Here is a 19047-nt window from a genome sequence, read left to right on the forward strand (position 1 = left end):
ATCGTTCCATAAACGGAACACCCGAACAGCAGCACGCAGGGGGAGCCATGTCCACTACCGAACCCGCCACCGCGCACCCGTCCGGGCCGGACCCCGGACATGTGCCGGACCCGGCGCATGTGCCCGACTCCGGCCATCCGCCGGACCCGCTGCCGGAGGCACGGCTCTCGCAGCCGCTCGCCGCCGGGCTGGTCACCGCCGTCGTGGGCTTCAGCAGCTCCTTCGTGCTGGTGCTGAGCGGCCTGCGGGCGGTCGGCGCCGACCCGCGCCAGGCCGTCTCCGGCCTGCTCCTGCTCTGCCTGGCCATGGGCGGCCTCGCCATCTGGTTCGGCCTGCGCCACCGGCAGCCGGTCAGTATCGCCTGGTCCACCCCGGGCGCCGCACTCCTCGTCAACGCCGGGCACCAGCACGGCGGCTACCGCTACGCGATCGGGGCGTTCCTGATCAGCGGGCTGCTGATCACCCTCACCGGCCTCTGGCAGCGGCTCGGCCGCTGGGTCGCGGCCATCCCCGCACCCCTGGCCACCGCGCTCCTCTCCGGCGTCCTGCTGCCGCTCTGCCTCGCGCCGGTACGGGCCGCCGACCAGCTGCCGGCGCTCGCCCTGCCCTCCATCGCCGCCTGGGCCGTCCTGACCCGCTCCGCCCGGCGCTGGGCCACACCCGGCGCCCTGCTCACCGCCTTCTGCGCACTCCTGCTCCACCACTCGCTGCACCTGGGCCACGCCGACAGCCTGCTCCCCGCACCGACCTGGACCGCGCCCGCGTTCAGCGTCGGCGCGGTCGTCAGCATCGCTCTGCCGCTGTACGTGATCACCATGGCGTCGCAGAACATCCCCGGCGTGGCCGTGCTCACCCACTTCGGCTACCGGCCCAGGACCCGCCCGATCCTGCTCGGCACCGGTCTGGCCACCACTGCGGGCTCCTTCGGCGGCCTCTACATGGTGAACCTCGCCGCGATCACCGCAGCCCTCTCCGCAGGCCCCGACGCACACCCGGACCGAGGACGCCGCTGGATCGCCTCGGTCACCGCAGGCACCGTCTACCTCGTCCTCGGCCTCGCCGCCGGTCTCTCCGCCGCGCTCCTCACCGCCGCCCCACCACTGCTGGTCGAGGCGACCGCCGGCCTGGCCCTGCTGGGCACCCTGGGCTCCGCCCTGGTGGCCGCCCTCGCGGACGAACGCAGCCGAGAAGCCGCAGTCATCACGATCGCCGTCTGCGCCTCCGGCGTCTCCGCCTTCGGCATAGGTTCACCCGTCTGGGCACTCCTGGCCGGTCTCGCGGCGTACGGACTGCTGCGGCGGCCCTAATGGTCTCCGGAAACGCGGAAAGGCCCTCTGACTCGAGGTCAGAGGGCCTTTCACGAAAGGTTGTTCGGCGGTGTCCTACTCTCCCACAAGGTCCCCCTTGCAGTACCATCGGCGCTATGAGGCTTAGCTTCCGGGTTCGGAATGTAACCGGGCGTTTCCCTCACGCTATGACCACCGAAACACTATGAAGTTGACCCGCACTCCCCGGCATGACGCTCCCGGGAAGGGGTCGTTGCTTCAGAACAACACAGTGGACGCGTAGCAACTATGGACAAGCCCTCGGCCTATTAGTACCGGTCAGCTCCACCCCTCACAGGGCTTCCACACCCGGCCTATCAACCCAGTCGTCTACTGGGAGCCTTACCCACTCGATGGTGGTGGGAGTCCTCATCTCGAAGCAGGCTTCCCGCTTAGATGCTTTCAGCGGTTATCCCTCCCGAACGTAGCCAACCAGCCATGCCCTTGGCAGGACAACTGGCACACCAGAGGTTCGTCCGTCCCGGTCCTCTCGTACTAGGGACAGCCCTTCTCAAGACTCCTGCGCGCGCAGCGGATAGGGACCGAACTGTCTCACGACGTTCTAAACCCAGCTCGCGTACCGCTTTAATGGGCGAACAGCCCAACCCTTGGGACCTACTCCAGCCCCAGGATGCGACGAGCCGACATCGAGGTGCCAAACCATCCCGTCGATATGGACTCTTGGGGAAGATCAGCCTGTTATCCCCGGGGTACCTTTTATCCGTTGAGCGACGGCGCTTCCACAAGCCACCGCCGGATCACTAGTCCCTGCTTTCGCACCTGCTCGACCCGTCGGTCTCACAGTCAAGCTCCCTTGTGCACTTACACTCAACACCTGATTGCCAACCAGGCTGAGGGAACCTTTGGGCGCCTCCGTTACATTTTAGGAGGCAACCGCCCCAGTTAAACTACCCACCAGACACTGTCCCTGATCCGGATCACGGACCCAGGTTAGACATCCAGCACGACCAGAGTGGTATTTCAACGACGACTCCACAACCACTGGCGTGGCCGCTTCACAGTCTCCCACCTATCCTACACAAGCCGAACCGAACACCAATATCAAGCTATAGTAAAGGTCCCGGGGTCTTTCCGTCCTGCTGCGCGAAACGAGCATCTTTACTCGTAATGCAATTTCACCGGGCCTATGGTTGAGACAGTCGAGAAGTCGTTACGCCATTCGTGCAGGTCGGAACTTACCCGACAAGGAATTTCGCTACCTTAGGATGGTTATAGTTACCACCGCCGTTTACTGGCGCTTAAGTTCTCAGCCTCGCCACACCGAAGCGCAGCTAACCGGTCCCCTTAACGTTCCAGCACCGGGCAGGCGTCAGTCCGTATACATCGCCTTACGGCTTCGCACGGACCTGTGTTTTTAGTAAACAGTCGCTTCTCGCTGGTCTCTGCGGCCGGCCACAGCTCAGGCAGCACGTGCCATCACCACAACCGGCCCCCCTTCTCCCGAAGTTACGGGGGCATTTTGCCGAGTTCCTTAACCATAGTTCACCCGAACGCCTCGGTATTCTCTACCTGACCACCTGAGTCGGTTTGGGGTACGGGCCGCCATGAAACTCGCTAGAGGCTTTTCTCGACAGCATAGGATCATCCACTTCACCACAATCGGCTCGGCATCAGGTCTCAGACTATGTGAACGGCGGATTTGCCTACCGTTCGTCCTACACCCTTACCCCGGGACAACCACCGCCCGGGCTGGACTACCTTCCTGCGTCACCCCATCGCTCACCTACTACCCTGTTGGGTCACCGGCTCCACCACTCCTCTTCACCCGAAGGATCCAAGACGGCTTCACGGGCTTAGCATCCAGAGGTTCGACGTTGGCGCTTCAAAGCGGGTACGGGAATATCAACCCGTTGTCCATCGACTACGCCTGTCGGCCTCGCCTTAGGTCCCGACTTACCCTGGGCAGATCAGCTTGACCCAGGAACCCTTGGTCAATCGGCGCAAGAGTTTCCCACTCTTGTATCGCTACTCATGCCTGCATTCTCACTCGTATACCGTCCACGACTGGCTTCCGCCGCCGCTTCACCCGGCACACGACGCTCCCCTACCCATCACAGCCCCCGTTAGGGGTTGATACTGCAATGACACGGCTTCGGCGGTGTACTTGAGCCCCGCTACATTGTCGGCGCGGAATCACTTGACCAGTGAGCTATTACGCACTCTTTAAAGGGTGGCTGCTTCTAAGCCAACCTCCTGGTTGTCTCTGCGACTCCACATCCTTTCCCACTTAGCACACGCTTAGGGGCCTTAGCCGGTGTTCTGGGCTGTTTCCCTCTCGACCATGGAGCTTATCCCCCACAGTCTCACTGCCGCGCTCTCACTTACCGGCATTCGGAGTTTGGCTAAGGTCAGTAACCCGGTGGGGCCCATCGCCTATCCAGTGCTCTACCTCCGGCAAGAAACACACGACGCTGCACCTAAATGCATTTCGGGGAGAACCAGCTATCACGGAGTTTGATTGGCCTTTCACCCCTAACCACAGGTCATCCCCCAGGTTTTCAACCCTGGTGGGTTCGGTCCTCCACACGGTCTTACCCGCGCTTCAACCTGCCCATGGCTAGATCACTCCGCTTCGGGTCTTGGGCGCGCTACTATGTCGCCCTATTCGGACTCGCTTTCGCTACGGCTACCCCACACGGGTTAACCTCGCAACACACCGCAAACTCGCAGGCTCATTCTTCAAAAGGCACGCAGTCACGACAGCTGTGTGCAAGCACACGCTGCGACGCTCCCACGGCTTGTAGGCACACGGTTTCAGGTACTATTTCACTCCGCTCCCGCGGTACTTTTCACCATTCCCTCACGGTACTGTCCGCTATCGGTCACTAGGGAATATTTAGGCTTAGCGGGTGGTCCCGCCAGATTCACACGGAGTTTCACGGGATCCGTGCTACTTGGGAAAAACTCAAGAGAGCCGCACAGGTTTCGTCTACGGGGGTCTTACCCTCTACGCCGGACCTTTCGCATGTCCTTCGACTACCCATACGGTTTCTGACTCTCCGACCGGCCGGCAGACCGGTCAAGAATTCTCCCACGACCCCGAAGTGGCAACCCCTGCCGGGTCTCACACCACAACGGTTTAGCCTCATCCGATTTCGCTCGCCACTACTCTCGGAATCACGGTTGTTTTCTCTTCCTGCGGGTACTGAGATGTTTCACTTCCCCGCGTTCCCTCCACACTGCCTATGTGTTCAGCAGCGGGTGACAGCCCATGACGACTGCCGGGTTTCCCCATTCGGACACCCCCGGATCAAAGCTCGGTTGACAGCTCCCCGGGGCCTATCGTGGCCTCCCACGTCCTTCATCGGTTCCTAGTGCCAAGGCATCCACCGTGCGCCCTTAAAAACTTGGCCACAGATGCTCGCGTCCACTGTGCAGTTCTCAAGCAACGACCAGCCACCCATCACCCCCACACCCGAAGGCCGTGGAGTTCACTGGGGCCGGCACTGAAGACCAGCCTTGCGGCCGTGCCCTCAGGACCCAACAACGTGCCCGACCCGACCCACCCGACCCCGCGTTCCACGCACCCCGAAAGATGCAGTACTAGCGGCGACAAGCCGATCGTGCCGAATAGTCAACGTTCCACCCATGAGCGAACCACCGTCAGACATGCGCTGACGATATGGCCCTCTGCCCGACCGTGGTCGGGAGAAGTGCTCCTTAGAAAGGAGGTGATCCAGCCGCACCTTCCGGTACGGCTACCTTGTTACGACTTCGTCCCAATCGCTGGTCCCACCTTCGACAGCTCCTTCCCTTGCGGGTTAGGCCACCGGCTTCGGGTGTTACCGACTTTCGTGACGTGACGGGCGGTGTGTACAAGGCCCGGGAACGTATTCACCGCAGCAATGCTGATCTGCGATTACTAGCAACTCCGACTTCATGGGGTCGAGTTGCAGACCCCAATCCGAACTGAGACCGGCTTTTTGAGATTCGCTCCACCTCGCGGTATCGCAGCTCATTGTACCGGCCATTGTAGCACGTGTGCAGCCCAAGACATAAGGGGCATGATGATTTGACGTCGTCCCCACCTTCCTCCGAGTTGACCCCGGCAGTCTCCTGTGAGTCCCCGGCATAACCCGCTGGCAACACAGAACGAGGGTTGCGCTCGTTGCGGGACTTAACCCAACATCTCACGACACGAGCTGACGACAACCATGCACCACCTGTATACCGACCACAAGGGGGCGACCATCTCTGGCCGTTTCCGGTATATGTCAAGCCTTGGTAAGGTTCTTCGCGTTGCGTCGAATTAAGCCACATGCTCCGCTGCTTGTGCGGGCCCCCGTCAATTCCTTTGAGTTTTAGCCTTGCGGCCGTACTCCCCAGGCGGGGAACTTAATGCGTTAGCTGCGGCGCGGACCACGTGGAATGTGACCCACACCTAGTTCCCAACGTTTACGGCGTGGACTACCAGGGTATCTAATCCTGTTCGCTCCCCACGCTTTCGCTCCTCAGCGTCAGTAATGGCCCAGAGATCCGCCTTCGCCACCGGTGTTCCTCCTGATATCTGCGCATTTCACCGCTACACCAGGAATTCCGATCTCCCCTACCACACTCTAGCCTGCCCGTATCGAATGCAGACCCGGAGTTAAGCCCCGGGCTTTCACATCCGACGCGACAAGCCGCCTACGAGCTCTTTACGCCCAATAATTCCGGACAACGCTCGCACCCTACGTATTACCGCGGCTGCTGGCACGTAGTTAGCCGGTGCTTCTTCTGCAGGTACCGTCACTTGCGCTTCTTCCCTGCTGAAAGAGGTTTACAACCCGAAGGCCGTCATCCCTCACGCGGCGTCGCTGCATCAGGCTTCCGCCCATTGTGCAATATTCCCCACTGCTGCCTCCCGTAGGAGTCTGGGCCGTGTCTCAGTCCCAGTGTGGCCGGTCGCCCTCTCAGGCCGGCTACCCGTCGTCGCCTTGGTAGGCCATCACCCCACCAACAAGCTGATAGGCCGCGGGCCCATCCCAGATCGCCGGAGCTTTCCACGCACACCCCATGCGGAGATGCGTCGTATCCGGTATTAGCACCGGTTTCCCGGTGTTGTCCCAGAATCTGGGGCAGGTTGCCCACGTGTTACTCACCCGTTCGCCACTGATCCACCCCGAAGGGCTTCACCGTTCGACTTGCATGTGTTAAGCACGCCGCCAGCGTTCGTCCTGAGCCAGGATCAAACTCTCCGTGAATGATTTCCCGACTGTGCTTAATTAAAAGCGCGGGCCACCACCCGCGAAAGAGCGGCACGACAGTCAGCGGAACAGCCGACCTCGTGCACTGCGTCCTCGCTAGTGTTTTGTGCATCAAAGGAACCACGTCCAAAAACGGACGGGGTATCAACATATCTGGCGTTGACTTTTGGCACGCTGTTGAGTTCTCAAGGAACGGACGCTTCCTTCAAGACCCTTTCACCGGTCTCTCCGGGCGCTTCGTTCTTCGTTATGAAGCCTACCAGACCGTTTCCGGCCCGATTTCCCGCCGTCCCGCGCCGTTTCCGGCCCGTTCCGACGAGTGAAACTCTAGCGGAACCACGCCATCGACGCGAATTCCACCGATTTACCGACCATTCCCGGAAAAGCGCACGCCGAAGAAGACCGTACGGAATCTGATCAGGGGATGGGTCGCACCCGCTGCGTTCGCAGGGCAACCCGCAGGACACTACGCACCCCGCCGGACGATGTCAAATCGGTCGGCGGACGCGGATGCCCCCGGCGACAGACGTCGCCGGGGGCATCCGGGAGGCCGTACGGCCATGGGTGGCGCGGGGTCAGACCTCGACCACGACCGGGAGGATCATCGGGCGGCGGCGGTAGGTGTCGGACACCCACTTGCCGAGGACCCGGCGGACCAGCTGCTGGACCTGGCGGGGCTCGATAACGCCGTCCTGGGCGCTGCGGTTCAGCGCCTCCTGCACTTTCTGGATCGCGGGGCCGAAGGCGTCGTCGTCGATGCCGGAGCCGCGGGCCTGGATGTTCGGGCCGCTGACGACCTTGCCGGTCGCCGAGTCCACCACCAGGAAGACCGAGATGATGCCCTCGTCGCCGAGGATGCGGCGGTCCTTGAGCGAGGTCTCGGTGATGTCGCCGACCGAGAGGCCGTCCACGTACACGTAGCCGGCCTGGACCTTGCCGACGATGCGGGCGACGCCGTCGATCAGGTCGACCACCACGCCGTCCTCGGCGATGACCACCCGCTCCTTGGGGACGCCGGTCTTCTGGCCGAGGTCGGAGACGGCCCGCAGGTGGCGCCACTCGCCGTGAACCGGCATGAGGTTGCGCGGCTTGCAGATGTTGAAGAAGTACAGCAGCTCGCCTGCGGAGGCGTGGCCGGAGACGTGCACCTTGGCGTTGCCCTTGTGCACGACGTCCGCACCCCAGCGGGTGAGGCCGTTGATGACCCGGTAGACCGCGTTCTCGTTGCCGGGGATCAGCGACGAGGCGAGGATGACGGTGTCGCCCTCCACGATGCGGATCTGGTGGTCGCGGTTGGCCATGCGCGACAGCGCGGCCATCGGCTCGCCCTGCGAACCGGTGCAGATCAGCACCACGTCCTCGTCCGGGAGGTCGTCCAGCGCCTTGACGTCGACGACCAGGCCGCCCGGCACCTTGAGGTAGCCGAGGTCCCGGGCGATGCCCATGTTGCGGACCATGGAGCGGCCGACGAAGGCCACCTTGCGGCCGAACTCGTGGGCGGTGTCCAGGACTTGCTGGATGCGGTGGACGTGGCTGGCGAAGCTCGCCACGATGATCCGCTTGTCGGCCCGGTCGAAGACCTGCTGCAGCACGGGGCCGATGTCCCGCTCGGGCGCGATGAACCCGGGGACCTCGGCGTTGGTGGAGTCCACCAGCAGCAGGTCGATGCCCTCCTCGCCCAGCCGGGCGAAGGTCGGCAGGTCGGTGAGCCGCTTGTCGAGCGGCAGCTGGTCCATCTTGAAGTCACCGGTGGCGACGACCATGCCGGCCGGGGTCCGGATGGCCACGGCGAGGGCATCCGGGATGGAGTGGTTGACGGCGATGAACTCGCAGTCGAAGACGCCGATGCGCTCGCGCTCCCCCTCCTTCACCTCCAGCGTGTACGGCCGGATGCGGTGCTCCTGCAGCTTGGCCTCGATGAGCGCGAGGGTCAGCTTGGAGCCGATCAGGGGGATGTCGGGCTTCTCCCGGAGGAGGTACGGGACGGCGCCGATGTGGTCCTCGTGCCCGTGGGTGAGGACGATGCCGTCGATCTTGTCCAGCCGGTCCCGGATGGAGGTGAAGTCGGGCAGGATCAGGTCGACACCGGGCTGCTGCTCCTCGGGGAAGAGAACGCCGCAGTCGACGATGAGCAGGCGGCCGCCGTACTCGAACACCGTCATGTTGCGGCCGATCTCACCGAGCCCGCCCAGCGGGGTGACGCGGAGCGCTCCCGGGGCGAGCGGCGGCGGGGTACCCAGGTCGGGGTGCGGATGGCTCAAAAGTCTCTCCTTTCCGCGCACACCGAACACCCGGTCGGGTGGTCGGTGCAGGCGGCATCTTTACGGATTGTCCGTGGTGCTGCACGTCATCGCAGGTAGCGGGACGTGAACGTCTGTTGTCAGAGGTGTACCCCTCCGGCGGCGAGATCCCTCCTGAGCTGGGCAGTCTCCGCTTCGGTGGCCTCGACCAGCGGGAGCCGCAGCGGCCCGGCAGGGAGGCCCTGGAGCGCCAGGGCAGCCTTGGTGGTGATCACGCCTTGGGTGCGGAACATGCCGGTGAAGACCGGCAGCAGCCGCTGGTGGATCTCGGCGGCCTTGGCCACGTCGCCCGCGAGGAAGGAGTCCAGCAGGGAGCGCAGCTCGGGGGTGACGAGGTGTCCGACGACGCTGACGAAGCCGACCGCGCCGATCGACAGCAGCGGCAGGTTCAACATGTCGTCGCCGGAGTACCAGGCCAGGCCGCTGCGCGAGCGGGCCCAGGAGGCCGCGCCGAGGTCGCCCTTGGCGTCCTTGTTGGCGACGATCCGGGGGTGTTCGCCCAACCGGACGATGGTCTCGGTGTCGATGGCGACACCGCTGCGTCCGGGGATGTCGTAGAGCATGACCGGCAGTCCGGTGGCGTCGGCCACCGAGGTGAAGTGCCGGTAGAGGCCCTCCTGCGGGGGCTTGTTGTAGTACGGGGTGACGACCAGCAGGCCGTGGGCTCCGACGCTCTCGGCTTGGCGGGCCAGCTCCAGGGTGTGCCGGGTGTCGTTGGTGCCGACCCCGGCGATCACGTGGGCACGGTCGCCCACGGCCTCCAGCACCGCCCGGGCCAGCGCGGACTTCTCGGCATCGGTGGTGGTCGGCGACTCACCGGTGGTGCCGTTCACGACGAGTCCGTCGTTGCCCGCGTCGACGAGGTGCGTCGCCAGACGCTGGGCGCCTTCGAGGTCGAGTGAGCCGTCGGCGGTGAACGGAGTCACCATAGCGGTCAGCGCTCTGCCGAAGGGGATCTCGGGGGTGGAGGTCGGAGCCATGGACCCAACGCTACTCGTTGCTGGTGGTCGAACGTACAAGCAGTCCACCTGTGGGGGGTGGCGGGGCGCACGAAGAGAGCCCGGTGCTGCCTGCTCGGGGGTTCAGACAGCACCGGGGCTCGTGCTTTGAGACTAAGGAATATCAAGATTTACCGCAAATGGGACATACGGCAGATCTCACCCGGTCTGCGGCGGTCGACTCGACCGGGGCCAGGGCGCGGGGCTACGGCGCCACCCGGCCGTGCTCGTTGAAGGCCGCATGGGTGAGCGGCATCAGGGCGGCCCACTCCTGCTCCATCTTCTCCGCCACCATCTCGATCTCCCGCTGCGGGAAGGACGGGACCTTGGCCCGGTCGTCCTTGGTGCGCAGCGAGAGGAAGTGCATCAGCGAGCGGGCGTTGCAGGTCGCGTACATGGACGAGAACAGGCCGACCGGCAGCACCGCCCGGGCCACCTCGCGGGCGATGCCCTCGGAGAGCATCGTCTTGTAGGCCTCGTACGACTGGCGGTAGGACTCCTCCATCGCCTTGACGACCCCGTCGTGCTGGTCGGGCGTGCCCTCGAAGAACTCGTACTTGCCCGGGCGGCCCTTCTGGATCAGCTTGCGCTCCGGAGCGGGGACGTAGAACACCGGCTGCAGCTCGCGGTAGCGACCGCTCTCCTCGTTGTAGGAAAATCCTACCCGGTGTCGTTGGAACTCGCGGAAGACGAAGATCGGGGCGCTGACCAGGAAAGTCATCGAGTTGTGCTCGAACGGGGTGCCGTGGCGGTCCCGCATGAGGTAGTTGATCAGGCCCTTGGAGCGGGCCGGGTCCTTGTCGAGTTCGTCGATGGACTGCTCGCCGGCGGTGGACACCCGGGCAGCGAAGAGCACGTCGGCGTCCTGGGCGCTGCTGCGCACGAGCTCGACCGTGACGTCGTCACGGAAGACGGGCTCAGGTACGGCGGGGGTTTCGTCGGTCACCTGGGAGTTTCCTTTCATGGCCGGTCCGGGTGCGAACCGCGCTCAGCGTATCGGCCGCCGCCGACAGTCCTTGTCTATCCTGAACCTCTCGACAGGTGGGACGGACGGGACGGACGGAAGGGAAGCGGTCAGGGTGCGGGAAGGGCGACTGCCACCGCCGGTGGTGCGTGATGCGACCGCGGGGGACGTCTCCGACGTGCTGCGGCTGCGGGCGGCCTCCTGGCGGGCCGCCTATGCGGGGATCATGCCGCCCGCCTACCTGGACGCCATGAACACCGATCCGGGCGAGCTGACGCGCGCCCTGCGCCGGTTCGAGCAGAACCCCGCGGGGCGGCACTGCCTGCTGGCGCAGCGGGAGGGCCGCAGCATCGCCTTCGTGATGTGCGGGCCGGAGCGGCCGATGCCCGAGCAGCTGCGCACGGGCGAGCGGCGCGGCGAGGTGTACGCGCTGTACGCCCACCCGGACGCCTGGTCCACCGGTGCGGGCGCGGCCCTGCTGACGGCGGCCCGGCGCCGGCTGCTGGCGGACGGCTTCGGGCAGCACGTGCTGTGGGTGCTGGAGGCCAACGCCCGGGGGCGGGCGTTCTACGAGCGCCGGGGAATGCACCCGACCGGGCGATGCGGCGTGCTGCGGTTGGGCGGCGCGGCGTTGACGGAGCTGGAGTACGCCGCCACCGCGCCGGTCCCGGCGCCGATGGGACCGGGCGGGGCGCAGCCGGGCGTGGTGGCGCCGCGGCGGTCGGCGGCGCTGGGGTCGGCGGCGGGCGCTACGCCTGGACGTCGTGGAGCTTGATGGCGCGCTGCATGGCCTTGCGGGCGCGCGGGGTGTCCCGGGCGTCGGCGTAGGCGACGGCGAGCCGGAACCAGGCGCGCCAGTCGTCCGGGGAGGACTCGGTCTCGGCCTGGCGGCGGGCGAAGACCCGGTCGGCCGAGTCGCGGTCGATCCGGCCGCCCGCGGTGCGCTCCAGCTCGTCCACGGGCAGCGCGCCCTCGGCCTCCAGCTCCCGGGCGAGCTGTCCGCTGCGGCGGCCGAAGCGGTAGGTCTTCCACAGGAACCAGCAGCCCAGGACCACCAGCACCTCGGCGCTGATGCCGATGCCGATGGCCAGGGCGTTGCCGGTGGCGATGAGCTGGCCGCCGGTGACGGCGATCACCACGAAGCCGAGCAGCAGGGCGGCGGAGACGACGGTGTACGTCACACGGGCGATCATGATGTCACTTTCCGGGGGCGGTGCCCTGCTCGGCGAACAGGAAGTTCTCAAGGCCGAAGGTGAGCCCGGGCGTACGCGTCACCTGCCGCACGCCGAGCAGGATGCCCGGCATGAAGGAGCTGTGGTGCAGCGAGTCGTGACGGATCGTCAGGGTCTCGCCGACGCCGCCGAAGAGCACCTCCTGGTGGGCCAGCAGGCCGCGCATCCGCACCGAGTGCACCGGCACGCCGTCGACGTCCGCGCCGCGCGCGCCGGGCAGGCCGTGGGTGGTCGGGTCGTGCTGCGGCTCGCGTCCGGCCTCGGTGCGGGCGGCGGCGATCAGCTGGGCCGTCCGGGTGGCGGTGCCGCTGGGGGCGTCGGCCTTGTTGTCGTGGTGCAGCTCGATCACCTCGACGGACTCGAAGAAGCGGGCTGCCTGCTGGGCGAAGCGCATGGTCAGGATGGCGCCGATGGAGAAGTTGGGCGCGATCAGCACGCCGGTGCCGGGTGCGGCGGCCAGCCCGGCCTCCAGCGTCGCCAGCCGCTCCGGGGTCCAGCCGGTGGTGCCGACGACGGCGTGGATGCCGTGCCGCAGGCAGTAGTCCAGATTGCCCATGACCGCGTCGGGGTGGGTCAGCTCGACCGCCACCTGGGCGCCTGCCTCGGCCAGTGACTCGAGCGCGTCGCCCCGGCCGAGGGCGGCCACCAGCTCCAGGTCGGGGGCGGCCTCGACGGCGCGGACGGCCTCGGAGCCGATCCGGCCCTTGGCGCCGATCACCGCGACCCGCAGGTTGCTGCTCATGTGCGTGACTCCTGTGAGAGTGGGGTTCGGAACACGTCCTCGGCACACGTCCTCAGGACGCGTCCCGGGAAGCGTCTCAGGACACCGCTTCGCTGATCCGGGCGGCGCGCTTGCCGTTGACCGGGCCGATCACCGCCAGCGAGGGCCGGTGCGCGCCCAGCACCGTCGCGGCGACCTCGCGGACGTCGTCCAGGGTGACGGCGGAGATCTTGGCCAGCAGTTCGTCCACCGAGAGGTGGGTGCCGTAGCAGAGCTCGGCCTTGCCGACCCGGGACATCAGCGAGCCGGTGTCCTCCATGCCGAGCACGGTCGAGCCGGAGATCTGGCCGACGGCCCGCTTCAGCTCCTCCTCGGTGATGCCCTCGTCGGCGACCCGCTGCAGCTCCTCGCGGCAGATCTTCAGCACCTCCTCGACCCGCTTGGGCTGGCAGCCCGCGTAGATCCCGAACAGGCCGCTGTCGGCGAAGGCCGAGGAGTACGAGTACACGGAGTAGGCGAGGCCGCGCTTCTCGCGGACCTCCTGGAACAGCCGCGAGCTCATGCCGCCGCCCAGCGCCGAGTTCAGCACGCCCAGCGCCCAGCGGCGCTCGTCGCGGCGGGCCAGGCCGGGCAGGCCGAGGACGAGGTGCGCCTGCTCGGTGGGGCGGTCCAGGATCTGCACCTGCCCGGCGGTGCGCAGCGCCCGGGAGCCGCCGCGCGGCTCGGCCGGGACGGCGTCGGTGCGGGTGAGCGATCCGGCGAACGCCTTCTCGACCATGCGGACGACCTTGGCGTGGTCGACGTTGCCGGCCGCGGCCACCACCAAGTGCTCGGGGCGGTAGCGGCGCTTGTAGAAGCCGGCCACCTGGTCGCGGGTGAGCGCGTTGATGGTGTCGACGGTGCCCAGCACCGGGCGTCCCAGCGGCGAGTCGCCGTACATGACCTGCGCGAACAGGTCGTGGACGACATCGCCCGGATCGTCTTCGGTCATGGCGATCTCTTCGAGGACGACGTCGCGCTCGGTGTCGACGTCCTCCGGGCGGATCAGCGAGCCGGTGAGCATGTCGCTGACGACGTCTATGGCCAGCGGCAGGTCGTCGTCCAGGACCCGCGCGTAGTAGCAGGTGTACTCCTTGGCGGTGAAGGCGTTCATCTCGCCGCCGACCGCGTCCAGCGCGGAGGAGATGTCCAGGGCGCTGCGCCGCCGGGTGCCCTTGAACAGCAGGTGCTCCAGGTAGTGCGTGGCGCCGTTGAGCACCGGCGTCTCGTCGCGCGAGCCGACGCCGACCCAGATGCCGAAGGCGGCGGAGCGGACCGTCGGCAGGGAGTCGGTGACGATCCGAAGGCCCCCGGGCAGGACGGTCCGGCGGACCACGCCCGCTCCGTCGACGCCCTTGAGCAGGGTCCTGGTCGTTCCTGGCTGCTGCTGCGCTGCCGTGGGCTGTGCCACCGAATGCCTCCGGCTGGGAGATACGTGAAGGGGAGATGGGTTGGGGGTGCGGCCCCTTGAGAGGTGCAACCCCCGTGGGCTGCTGCCCCGACCCCCGGACAGGGGTACGGCCCGGGCCGCCGCCACAGTGGACGGCGGCCCGGGCCGCGACGGAACCGAGCCGTCGGTGAGCGTCTTACTTGGCCTCGGCCGCCTCGGCGGCCTCCTCGCCCTCGACCACGGGGATCAGCGAGAGCTTGCCGCGCGGGTCGATCTCGGCGATCTCGACCTGCACCTTGGCGCCGACCGCGAGCACGTCCTCGACGTTCTCCACGCGCTTGCCGCCGGCGAGCTTGCGGATCTGCGAGATGTGCAGCAGACCGTCCTTGCCCGGCATGAGCGACACGAACGCGCCGAAGGTCGTGGTCTTCACCACGGTGCCCAGGTAGCGCTCGCCGACCTCCGGCATGGTCGGGTTGGCGATCTGGTTGATCGTCGTACGGGCAGCCTCCGCCGAGGGACCGTCGACGGCGCCGATGTAGATGGTGCCGTCGTCCTCGATGGTGATGTCCGCGCCGGTGTCCTCCTGGATCTGGTTGATCATCTTGCCCTTGGGGCCGATGACCTCACCGATCTTGTCCACCGGGATCTTGATGGTGATGATGCGCGGCGCGAACTCGGACATCTCGTCCGGGACGTCGATCGCCTCGTTCATCACGTCCAGGATGTGCAGACGCGCGTCGTGGGCCTGCTTCAGCGCGGCGCCCAGGACCGAGGCGGGGATGCCGTCCAGCTTGGTGTCGAGCTGCAGCGCGGTGACGAAGGTCTTGGTGCCGGCGACCTTGAAGTCCATGTCGCCGAACGCGTCCTCGGCGCCGAGGATGTCGGTCAGCGCGACGTAGTGGGTCTCGCCGTCGATCTCCTGCGAGATCAGGCCCATGGCGATGCCGGCGACGGCGGCCTTGAGCGGCACGCCGGCGTTCAGCAGCGACATGGTCGAGGCGCAGACCGAGCCCATCGAGGTGGAGCCGTTGGAGCCGAGGGCCTCGGACACCTGACGGATCGCGTAGGGGAACTCCTCGCGGGTCGGCAGCACCGGCAGCAGGGCGCGCTCGGCGAGCGCGCCGTGGCCGATCTCGCGGCGCTTGGGCGAGCCCACGCGGCCGGTCTCGCCGACGGAGTACGGCGGGAAGTTGTAGTTGTGCATGTACCGCTTGCGGGTCTCCGGCGCCAGCGTGTCCAGCTGCTGCTCCATGCGGAGCATGTTCAGCGTGGTGACGCCCAGGATCTGGGTCTCGCCGCGCTCGAACAGGGCGGAGCCGTGGACCCGGGGGATGACCTCGACCTCGGCGGCCAGGGTGCGGATGTCGGTGACCCCGCGGCCGTCGATGCGGACCTTGTCCTTGATGACGCGCTGGCGGACCAGCTTCTTGGTCAGCGAGCGGTACGCGGCGGAGATCTCCTTCTCGCGGCCCTCGAACTGCGGGAGCAGCTTGTCCGAGGCCAGGCCCTTGACCCGGTCCAGCTCGGCCTCGCGGGCCTGCTTGCCGGCGATGGTCAGCGCCTGCGCCAGCTCCTCGGTGACGGCGGCGCTGAGCGCCTCGAACACGTCCTCCTGGTAGTCCAGGAAGATCGGGAACTCGCCGGTGGGCTTGGCAGCGGCAGCGGCCAGCTGGGACTGCGCGCGGCACAGCTCCTTGATGAAGACCTTGGAGGCCTCCAGGCCGGCGGCCACGACGTCCTCGGTCGGCGCGGTGGCGCCGCCCTTGACCAGCTCGATGGTCTTCGCGGTGGCCTCGGCCTCGACCATCATGATGGCGACGTCGCCGTCGGCCAGGGTGCGGCCGGCGACGACCATGTCGAACACGGCCTCCTCCAGCTCGCTGTGGCGCGGGAAGGCGACCCACTGGCCCTTGATCAGGGCGACCCGGACGCCGCCGATGGGGCCGGAGAAGGGCAGGCCGGCCAGCTGCGTGGACGCGGAGGCGGCGTTGATGGCCACCACGTCGTACAGGTCGTCGGGGTTGAGCGCCATGATCGTGCAGACGACCTGGATCTCGTTGCGCAGGCCCTTGACGAAGGACGGGCGCAGCGGGCGGTCGATCAGCCGACAGGTGAGGATGGCGTCCTCGGAGGGACGGCCCTCGCGGCGGAAGAACGAGCCGGGAATCCGCCCGGCGGCGTACATCCGCTCCTCGACGTCCACCGTGAGCGGGAAGAAGTCGAAGTGGTCCTTGGGCTGCTTCGAGGCGCTGGTCGCCGAGAGGATCATCGTCTCGTCGTCCAGGTAGGCAACGGCGGAGCCGGCGGCCTGCTTGGCGAGACGACCGGTCTCGAAGCGGATGGTGCGGGTACCGAAGCTGCCGTTGTCGATGACGGCTACGGCTTCGTGCGTGGTGTTGTCTTCCACCTGGAAGATCTCCTTCATGTCCTCAGGTGGAGCGTCCATCACGTGCCGGCGTGGGGCGGCCCGGCGTGGCCGGTCTTCGATCGAAGCCTCCGGACGGATGCAGTGCGTCGCGCTGTCGGCGCGTGGCGCTGCACTCTCCGGCGGCCACTACCGAGGACCGGCGCCTGGTGGCGCCCGTGGTCGGATGCGTGTGGACGCTCCGCGTCTTTGCGGGCGGCGACCGGTCCGGTCGTCCCGCGGTGTCGGGCGGTCCGGCATGCGCGGCGCGCGTGCCCGGTCGTCCTTCACCCTTCGTTCTCACCTTACGCACGTGCTCTTTCCCACGTGCGCGCCCTGCCCAATCATCTCCGTGCCGTGTCAGGAGCGTCCGCTGGGACGGACCCGCTGGACGGAGGGGCCAGGATGTGCCGAAGGGCGGCTCCCGTTCGGGAGCCGCCCCAGGCGAGGTACTAGCGGGCCGCGCCGGCGGCGCCGCGGCGGATGCCGAGGCGGTCGACCAGGGTACGGAAGCGCTCGATGTCCTTCTTGGCCAGGTACTGCAGCAGGCGGCGGCGCTGGCCGACGAGGAGCAGCAGGCCACGACGGGAGTGGTGGTCGTGCTTGTGGAGCTTGAGGTGCTCGGTCAGGTCCGAGATACGGCGGCTGAGCATGGCGACCTGGACCTCGGGGGAGCCGGTGTCGCCCTCCTTGGTGCCGAACTCGTCCATGATCTGCTTCTTGACAGCGGCGTCGAGGGCCACGGCAACTCCTTGTGATCCGGTGTGCCGGGTGTCCCTGGTCTGCATCACAGGAACGGATGAAGCCCGGCGGTCGGGGCGCGCCTGCCCGCAGCGGCGTGCGGCGCGTCCGTCAGGGCCAGCCTACCAGCGTGCGGGGGGCACCTTAGCTGGTGATCGGCGGTGACGGCCGGACGGCGTGGCGTCCGGGTCAGCCGGTGAGGCCCCGGACCCGGGCGTAGACGTCGAGCACGGCGAGCACCAGCGGCACCAGCGAGGCCAGGGCGAGCCCGTCCGCGAGGTCCAGGATACGGGCCCAGAACGGGGAGACGCCCTTGGCCGGGACGACCAGGGCGACGGCGGTGAGCAGCGCCGCGACCAGGGCGACGGCCCCGCCCAGGGCGATGGTGTGCAGGTCCGTGGCGGAGGCGTTGCCGAGGTTGCGGAGGAGGAAGCGCGGCAGGTCCAGCGAGACGCCGACGATCAGCAGGCCGAGCGCGAGCAGCCCGGCGACCAGCAGGCAGAGCACCTGCGAGGTGTGCCGGAACAGCCGGGCGCGCATCATCGCGGTCACGCCCAGGGCCAGTGCCAGCAGCTCGGGCCAGCGGCTGTCGGTGAAGGCGAGCACGGCAGCGCCGCCGACCAGGACCGCGGCGCAGCCGCCGACCAGGCCGCCGAGGAGTTCGTGGCCGCGCCGGGCGCGCAGGGCGATCCGGGCGTAGTCGGCGGCGTCGGCGTCGCTGTCGGGCTGGGCCTCCTCGCCACGGCCGGTCGCCTGCCGGGGTGCGTGGAAGGCCACCGGCAGCCGGGCGAAGCGGGCGGAGAGCTGCGGCAGGAAGCCGATCAGGGCGACGGCGACGACCGCGGCGACGGAGGCGACGTCGCGGGCGGAGGCGTCGCCGAGTATCGCGGCGAAGGTGGCGGCGGTGCCGGCCGCGGAGACCAGCACGGCGGCGACGAAGGGGGCGTCCCCGCCCGGCATGAGCGCGGTGAGCAGTACCGAGGCGACCAGGACGACGACGCAGCCGGTGAGGAACTGGATCCGCCCGGGGCCCTGGCCGGCGGCGGGGGCGACGATGCCGGAGCCGCCGATCAGGGCGTGCGGCAGGGCGGCCAGGCCGAGCGCCAGCGCGGAGCCGCGGTCGTGGTAGACCCGGCCGCGGACCCCGGCCAGGGCGACCAGCAGCACGGCGGTGACGCCGGAGAGCAGCCCGGGCAGGGAGTGCATGTCGTGGGCGAGGTCGCTGGACCACAGCGCGAAGCCGAGCAGGGTGAGCACCACGACCGAGCCGATCAGCCCGGAGGTGCGCAGCAGTTGGTCGTTCCACTGGCTGCGGTCGGTGGCGACGGCGCTGGCGACGGCGTCGGCGACGTCGTCGTAGACCGCCCTGGGCAGCGAGTCGGCGAACGGGCGCAGGCTCAACAGGTCGCCGTCGCGGACCTGTTGGGCGATCAGCGGGAGGCTGCTGTCCAGCACCGTGCCGTCGCGGCGGACCAGGTGGAAGCCGACCGGGGCGCCCTTGGGGAGGGTCTGCCCGGAGAGCCGCAGCACCTCGGGGTAGATGTCGGCGAGCGGGATGTCCTCGGGCAGCGCGACATCGATCCGGCTGTCCGGTGCGACGACGGTGACCCGGCAGAAACCGGTCGTGGAACTGGTGCTCACCGCGAGCCCTCCCCCGTGTGCGTGCTGTTGGCTGCCGGATCACCCTACCGGCCGCCGCCGACAGTCCGGATCGGGGCCGCGG

The 19047-nt window shown here is 67.5% G+C and carries 11 protein-coding genes and 3 rRNA genes; 2 read left to right on the forward strand and 12 right to left on the reverse strand.

The features are described from left to right. Nucleotides 1-47: 47 nt before the first annotated feature. A complete protein-coding gene (locus GXW83_RS26885; protein WP_182445646.1) occupies nucleotides 48-1307 on the forward strand; it encodes a benzoate/H(+) symporter BenE family transporter in 1260 nt (419 codons plus the stop codon). Between the two features lie 62 nt (nucleotides 1308-1369). Here the strand turns inward: GXW83_RS26885 and rrf are convergent. The 6 genes from rrf to thyX form a co-directional block, all read right to left on the reverse strand. Further along, nucleotides 1370-1486 (reverse strand): 5S ribosomal RNA (gene rrf, locus GXW83_RS26890). Nucleotides 1487-1574: 88 nt separating this feature from the next. After that, a 23S ribosomal RNA gene (locus GXW83_RS26895) occupies nucleotides 1575-4699 on the reverse strand. Between the two features lie 311 nt (nucleotides 4700-5010). Beyond that, nucleotides 5011-6529, reverse strand: a 16S ribosomal RNA gene (locus tag GXW83_RS26900). Together the 16S, 23S and 5S rRNA genes form the textbook arrangement of a ribosomal RNA operon. A gap of 578 nt (nucleotides 6530-7107) precedes the next feature. Beyond that, a complete protein-coding gene (locus tag GXW83_RS26905; protein ID WP_182445647.1) occupies nucleotides 7108-8793 on the reverse strand; it encodes a ribonuclease J in 1686 nt (561 codons plus the stop codon). A gap of 119 nt (nucleotides 8794-8912) precedes the next feature. Next, nucleotides 8913-9812 carry a 4-hydroxy-tetrahydrodipicolinate synthase gene (gene dapA / locus GXW83_RS26910; protein ID WP_182445648.1) on the reverse strand — a complete coding sequence of 300 codons (900 nt, stop codon included), beginning with the start codon at nucleotides 9810-9812 and terminating at the stop codon, nucleotides 8913-8915. Nucleotides 9813-10035: 223 nt separating this feature from the next. Further along, on the reverse strand, nucleotides 10036-10794 hold the full coding sequence (gene thyX / locus GXW83_RS26915; protein ID WP_370466777.1) for an FAD-dependent thymidylate synthase: 759 nt from the start codon (nucleotides 10792-10794) through the stop codon (nucleotides 10036-10038). A gap of 145 nt (nucleotides 10795-10939) precedes the next feature. On the opposite strand from thyX, the gene GXW83_RS26920 reads away from it, so the two are divergent. Further along, nucleotides 10940-11569 (forward strand): GNAT family N-acetyltransferase, encoded by a 630-nt coding sequence (locus GXW83_RS26920; protein WP_182445650.1) that lies wholly within the window; start codon nucleotides 10940-10942, stop codon nucleotides 11567-11569. On the opposite strand, the gene GXW83_RS26925 is transcribed toward GXW83_RS26920, so the two are convergent. The 6 genes from GXW83_RS26925 to eccD all read right to left on the reverse strand — a co-directional run bounded on the left by GXW83_RS26925 (nucleotide 11544) and on the right by eccD (nucleotide 18965). Beyond that, complete coding sequence (locus GXW83_RS26925; RefSeq protein ID WP_182445651.1) at nucleotides 11544-11987, reverse strand: tetratricopeptide repeat protein; 444 nt, start codon at nucleotides 11985-11987, stop codon at nucleotides 11544-11546. The two genes, GXW83_RS26920 and GXW83_RS26925, sit on opposite strands and share 26 nt — an antisense overlap. A gap of 4 nt (nucleotides 11988-11991) precedes the next feature. Further along, on the reverse strand, nucleotides 11992-12768 hold the full coding sequence (gene dapB, locus GXW83_RS26930) for a 4-hydroxy-tetrahydrodipicolinate reductase (protein WP_182445652.1): 777 nt from the start codon (nucleotides 12766-12768) through the stop codon (nucleotides 11992-11994). Between the two features lie 76 nt (nucleotides 12769-12844). Beyond that, nucleotides 12845-14197, reverse strand: a complete 1353-nt coding sequence (locus GXW83_RS26935; RefSeq protein ID WP_182445653.1) for a pitrilysin family protein — start codon at nucleotides 14195-14197, stop codon at nucleotides 12845-12847. A gap of 175 nt (nucleotides 14198-14372) precedes the next feature. Then, the gene (locus GXW83_RS26940; protein ID WP_182447588.1) at nucleotides 14373-16604 is read right to left on the reverse strand and encodes a polyribonucleotide nucleotidyltransferase; all 2232 of its coding nucleotides are present in this window, start codon (nucleotides 16602-16604) and stop codon (nucleotides 14373-14375) included. Nucleotides 16605-17035: 431 nt separating this feature from the next. Beyond that, a complete protein-coding gene (rpsO, locus tag GXW83_RS26945; protein WP_182445654.1) occupies nucleotides 17036-17326 on the reverse strand; it encodes a 30S ribosomal protein S15 in 291 nt (96 codons plus the stop codon). A 187-nt stretch (nucleotides 17327-17513) separates the two neighbouring features. After that, on the reverse strand, nucleotides 17514-18965 hold the full coding sequence (eccD, locus tag GXW83_RS26950; RefSeq protein ID WP_182445655.1) for a type VII secretion integral membrane protein EccD: 1452 nt from the start codon (nucleotides 18963-18965) through the stop codon (nucleotides 17514-17516). Between the last annotated feature and the right edge of the window lie 82 nt (nucleotides 18966-19047).

Origin of the sequence: Streptacidiphilus sp. PB12-B1b (assembly GCF_014084125.1) — a bacterium.
In the GTDB taxonomy this organism is placed as follows: Bacteria; Actinomycetota; Actinomycetes; order Streptomycetales; family Streptomycetaceae; genus Streptacidiphilus.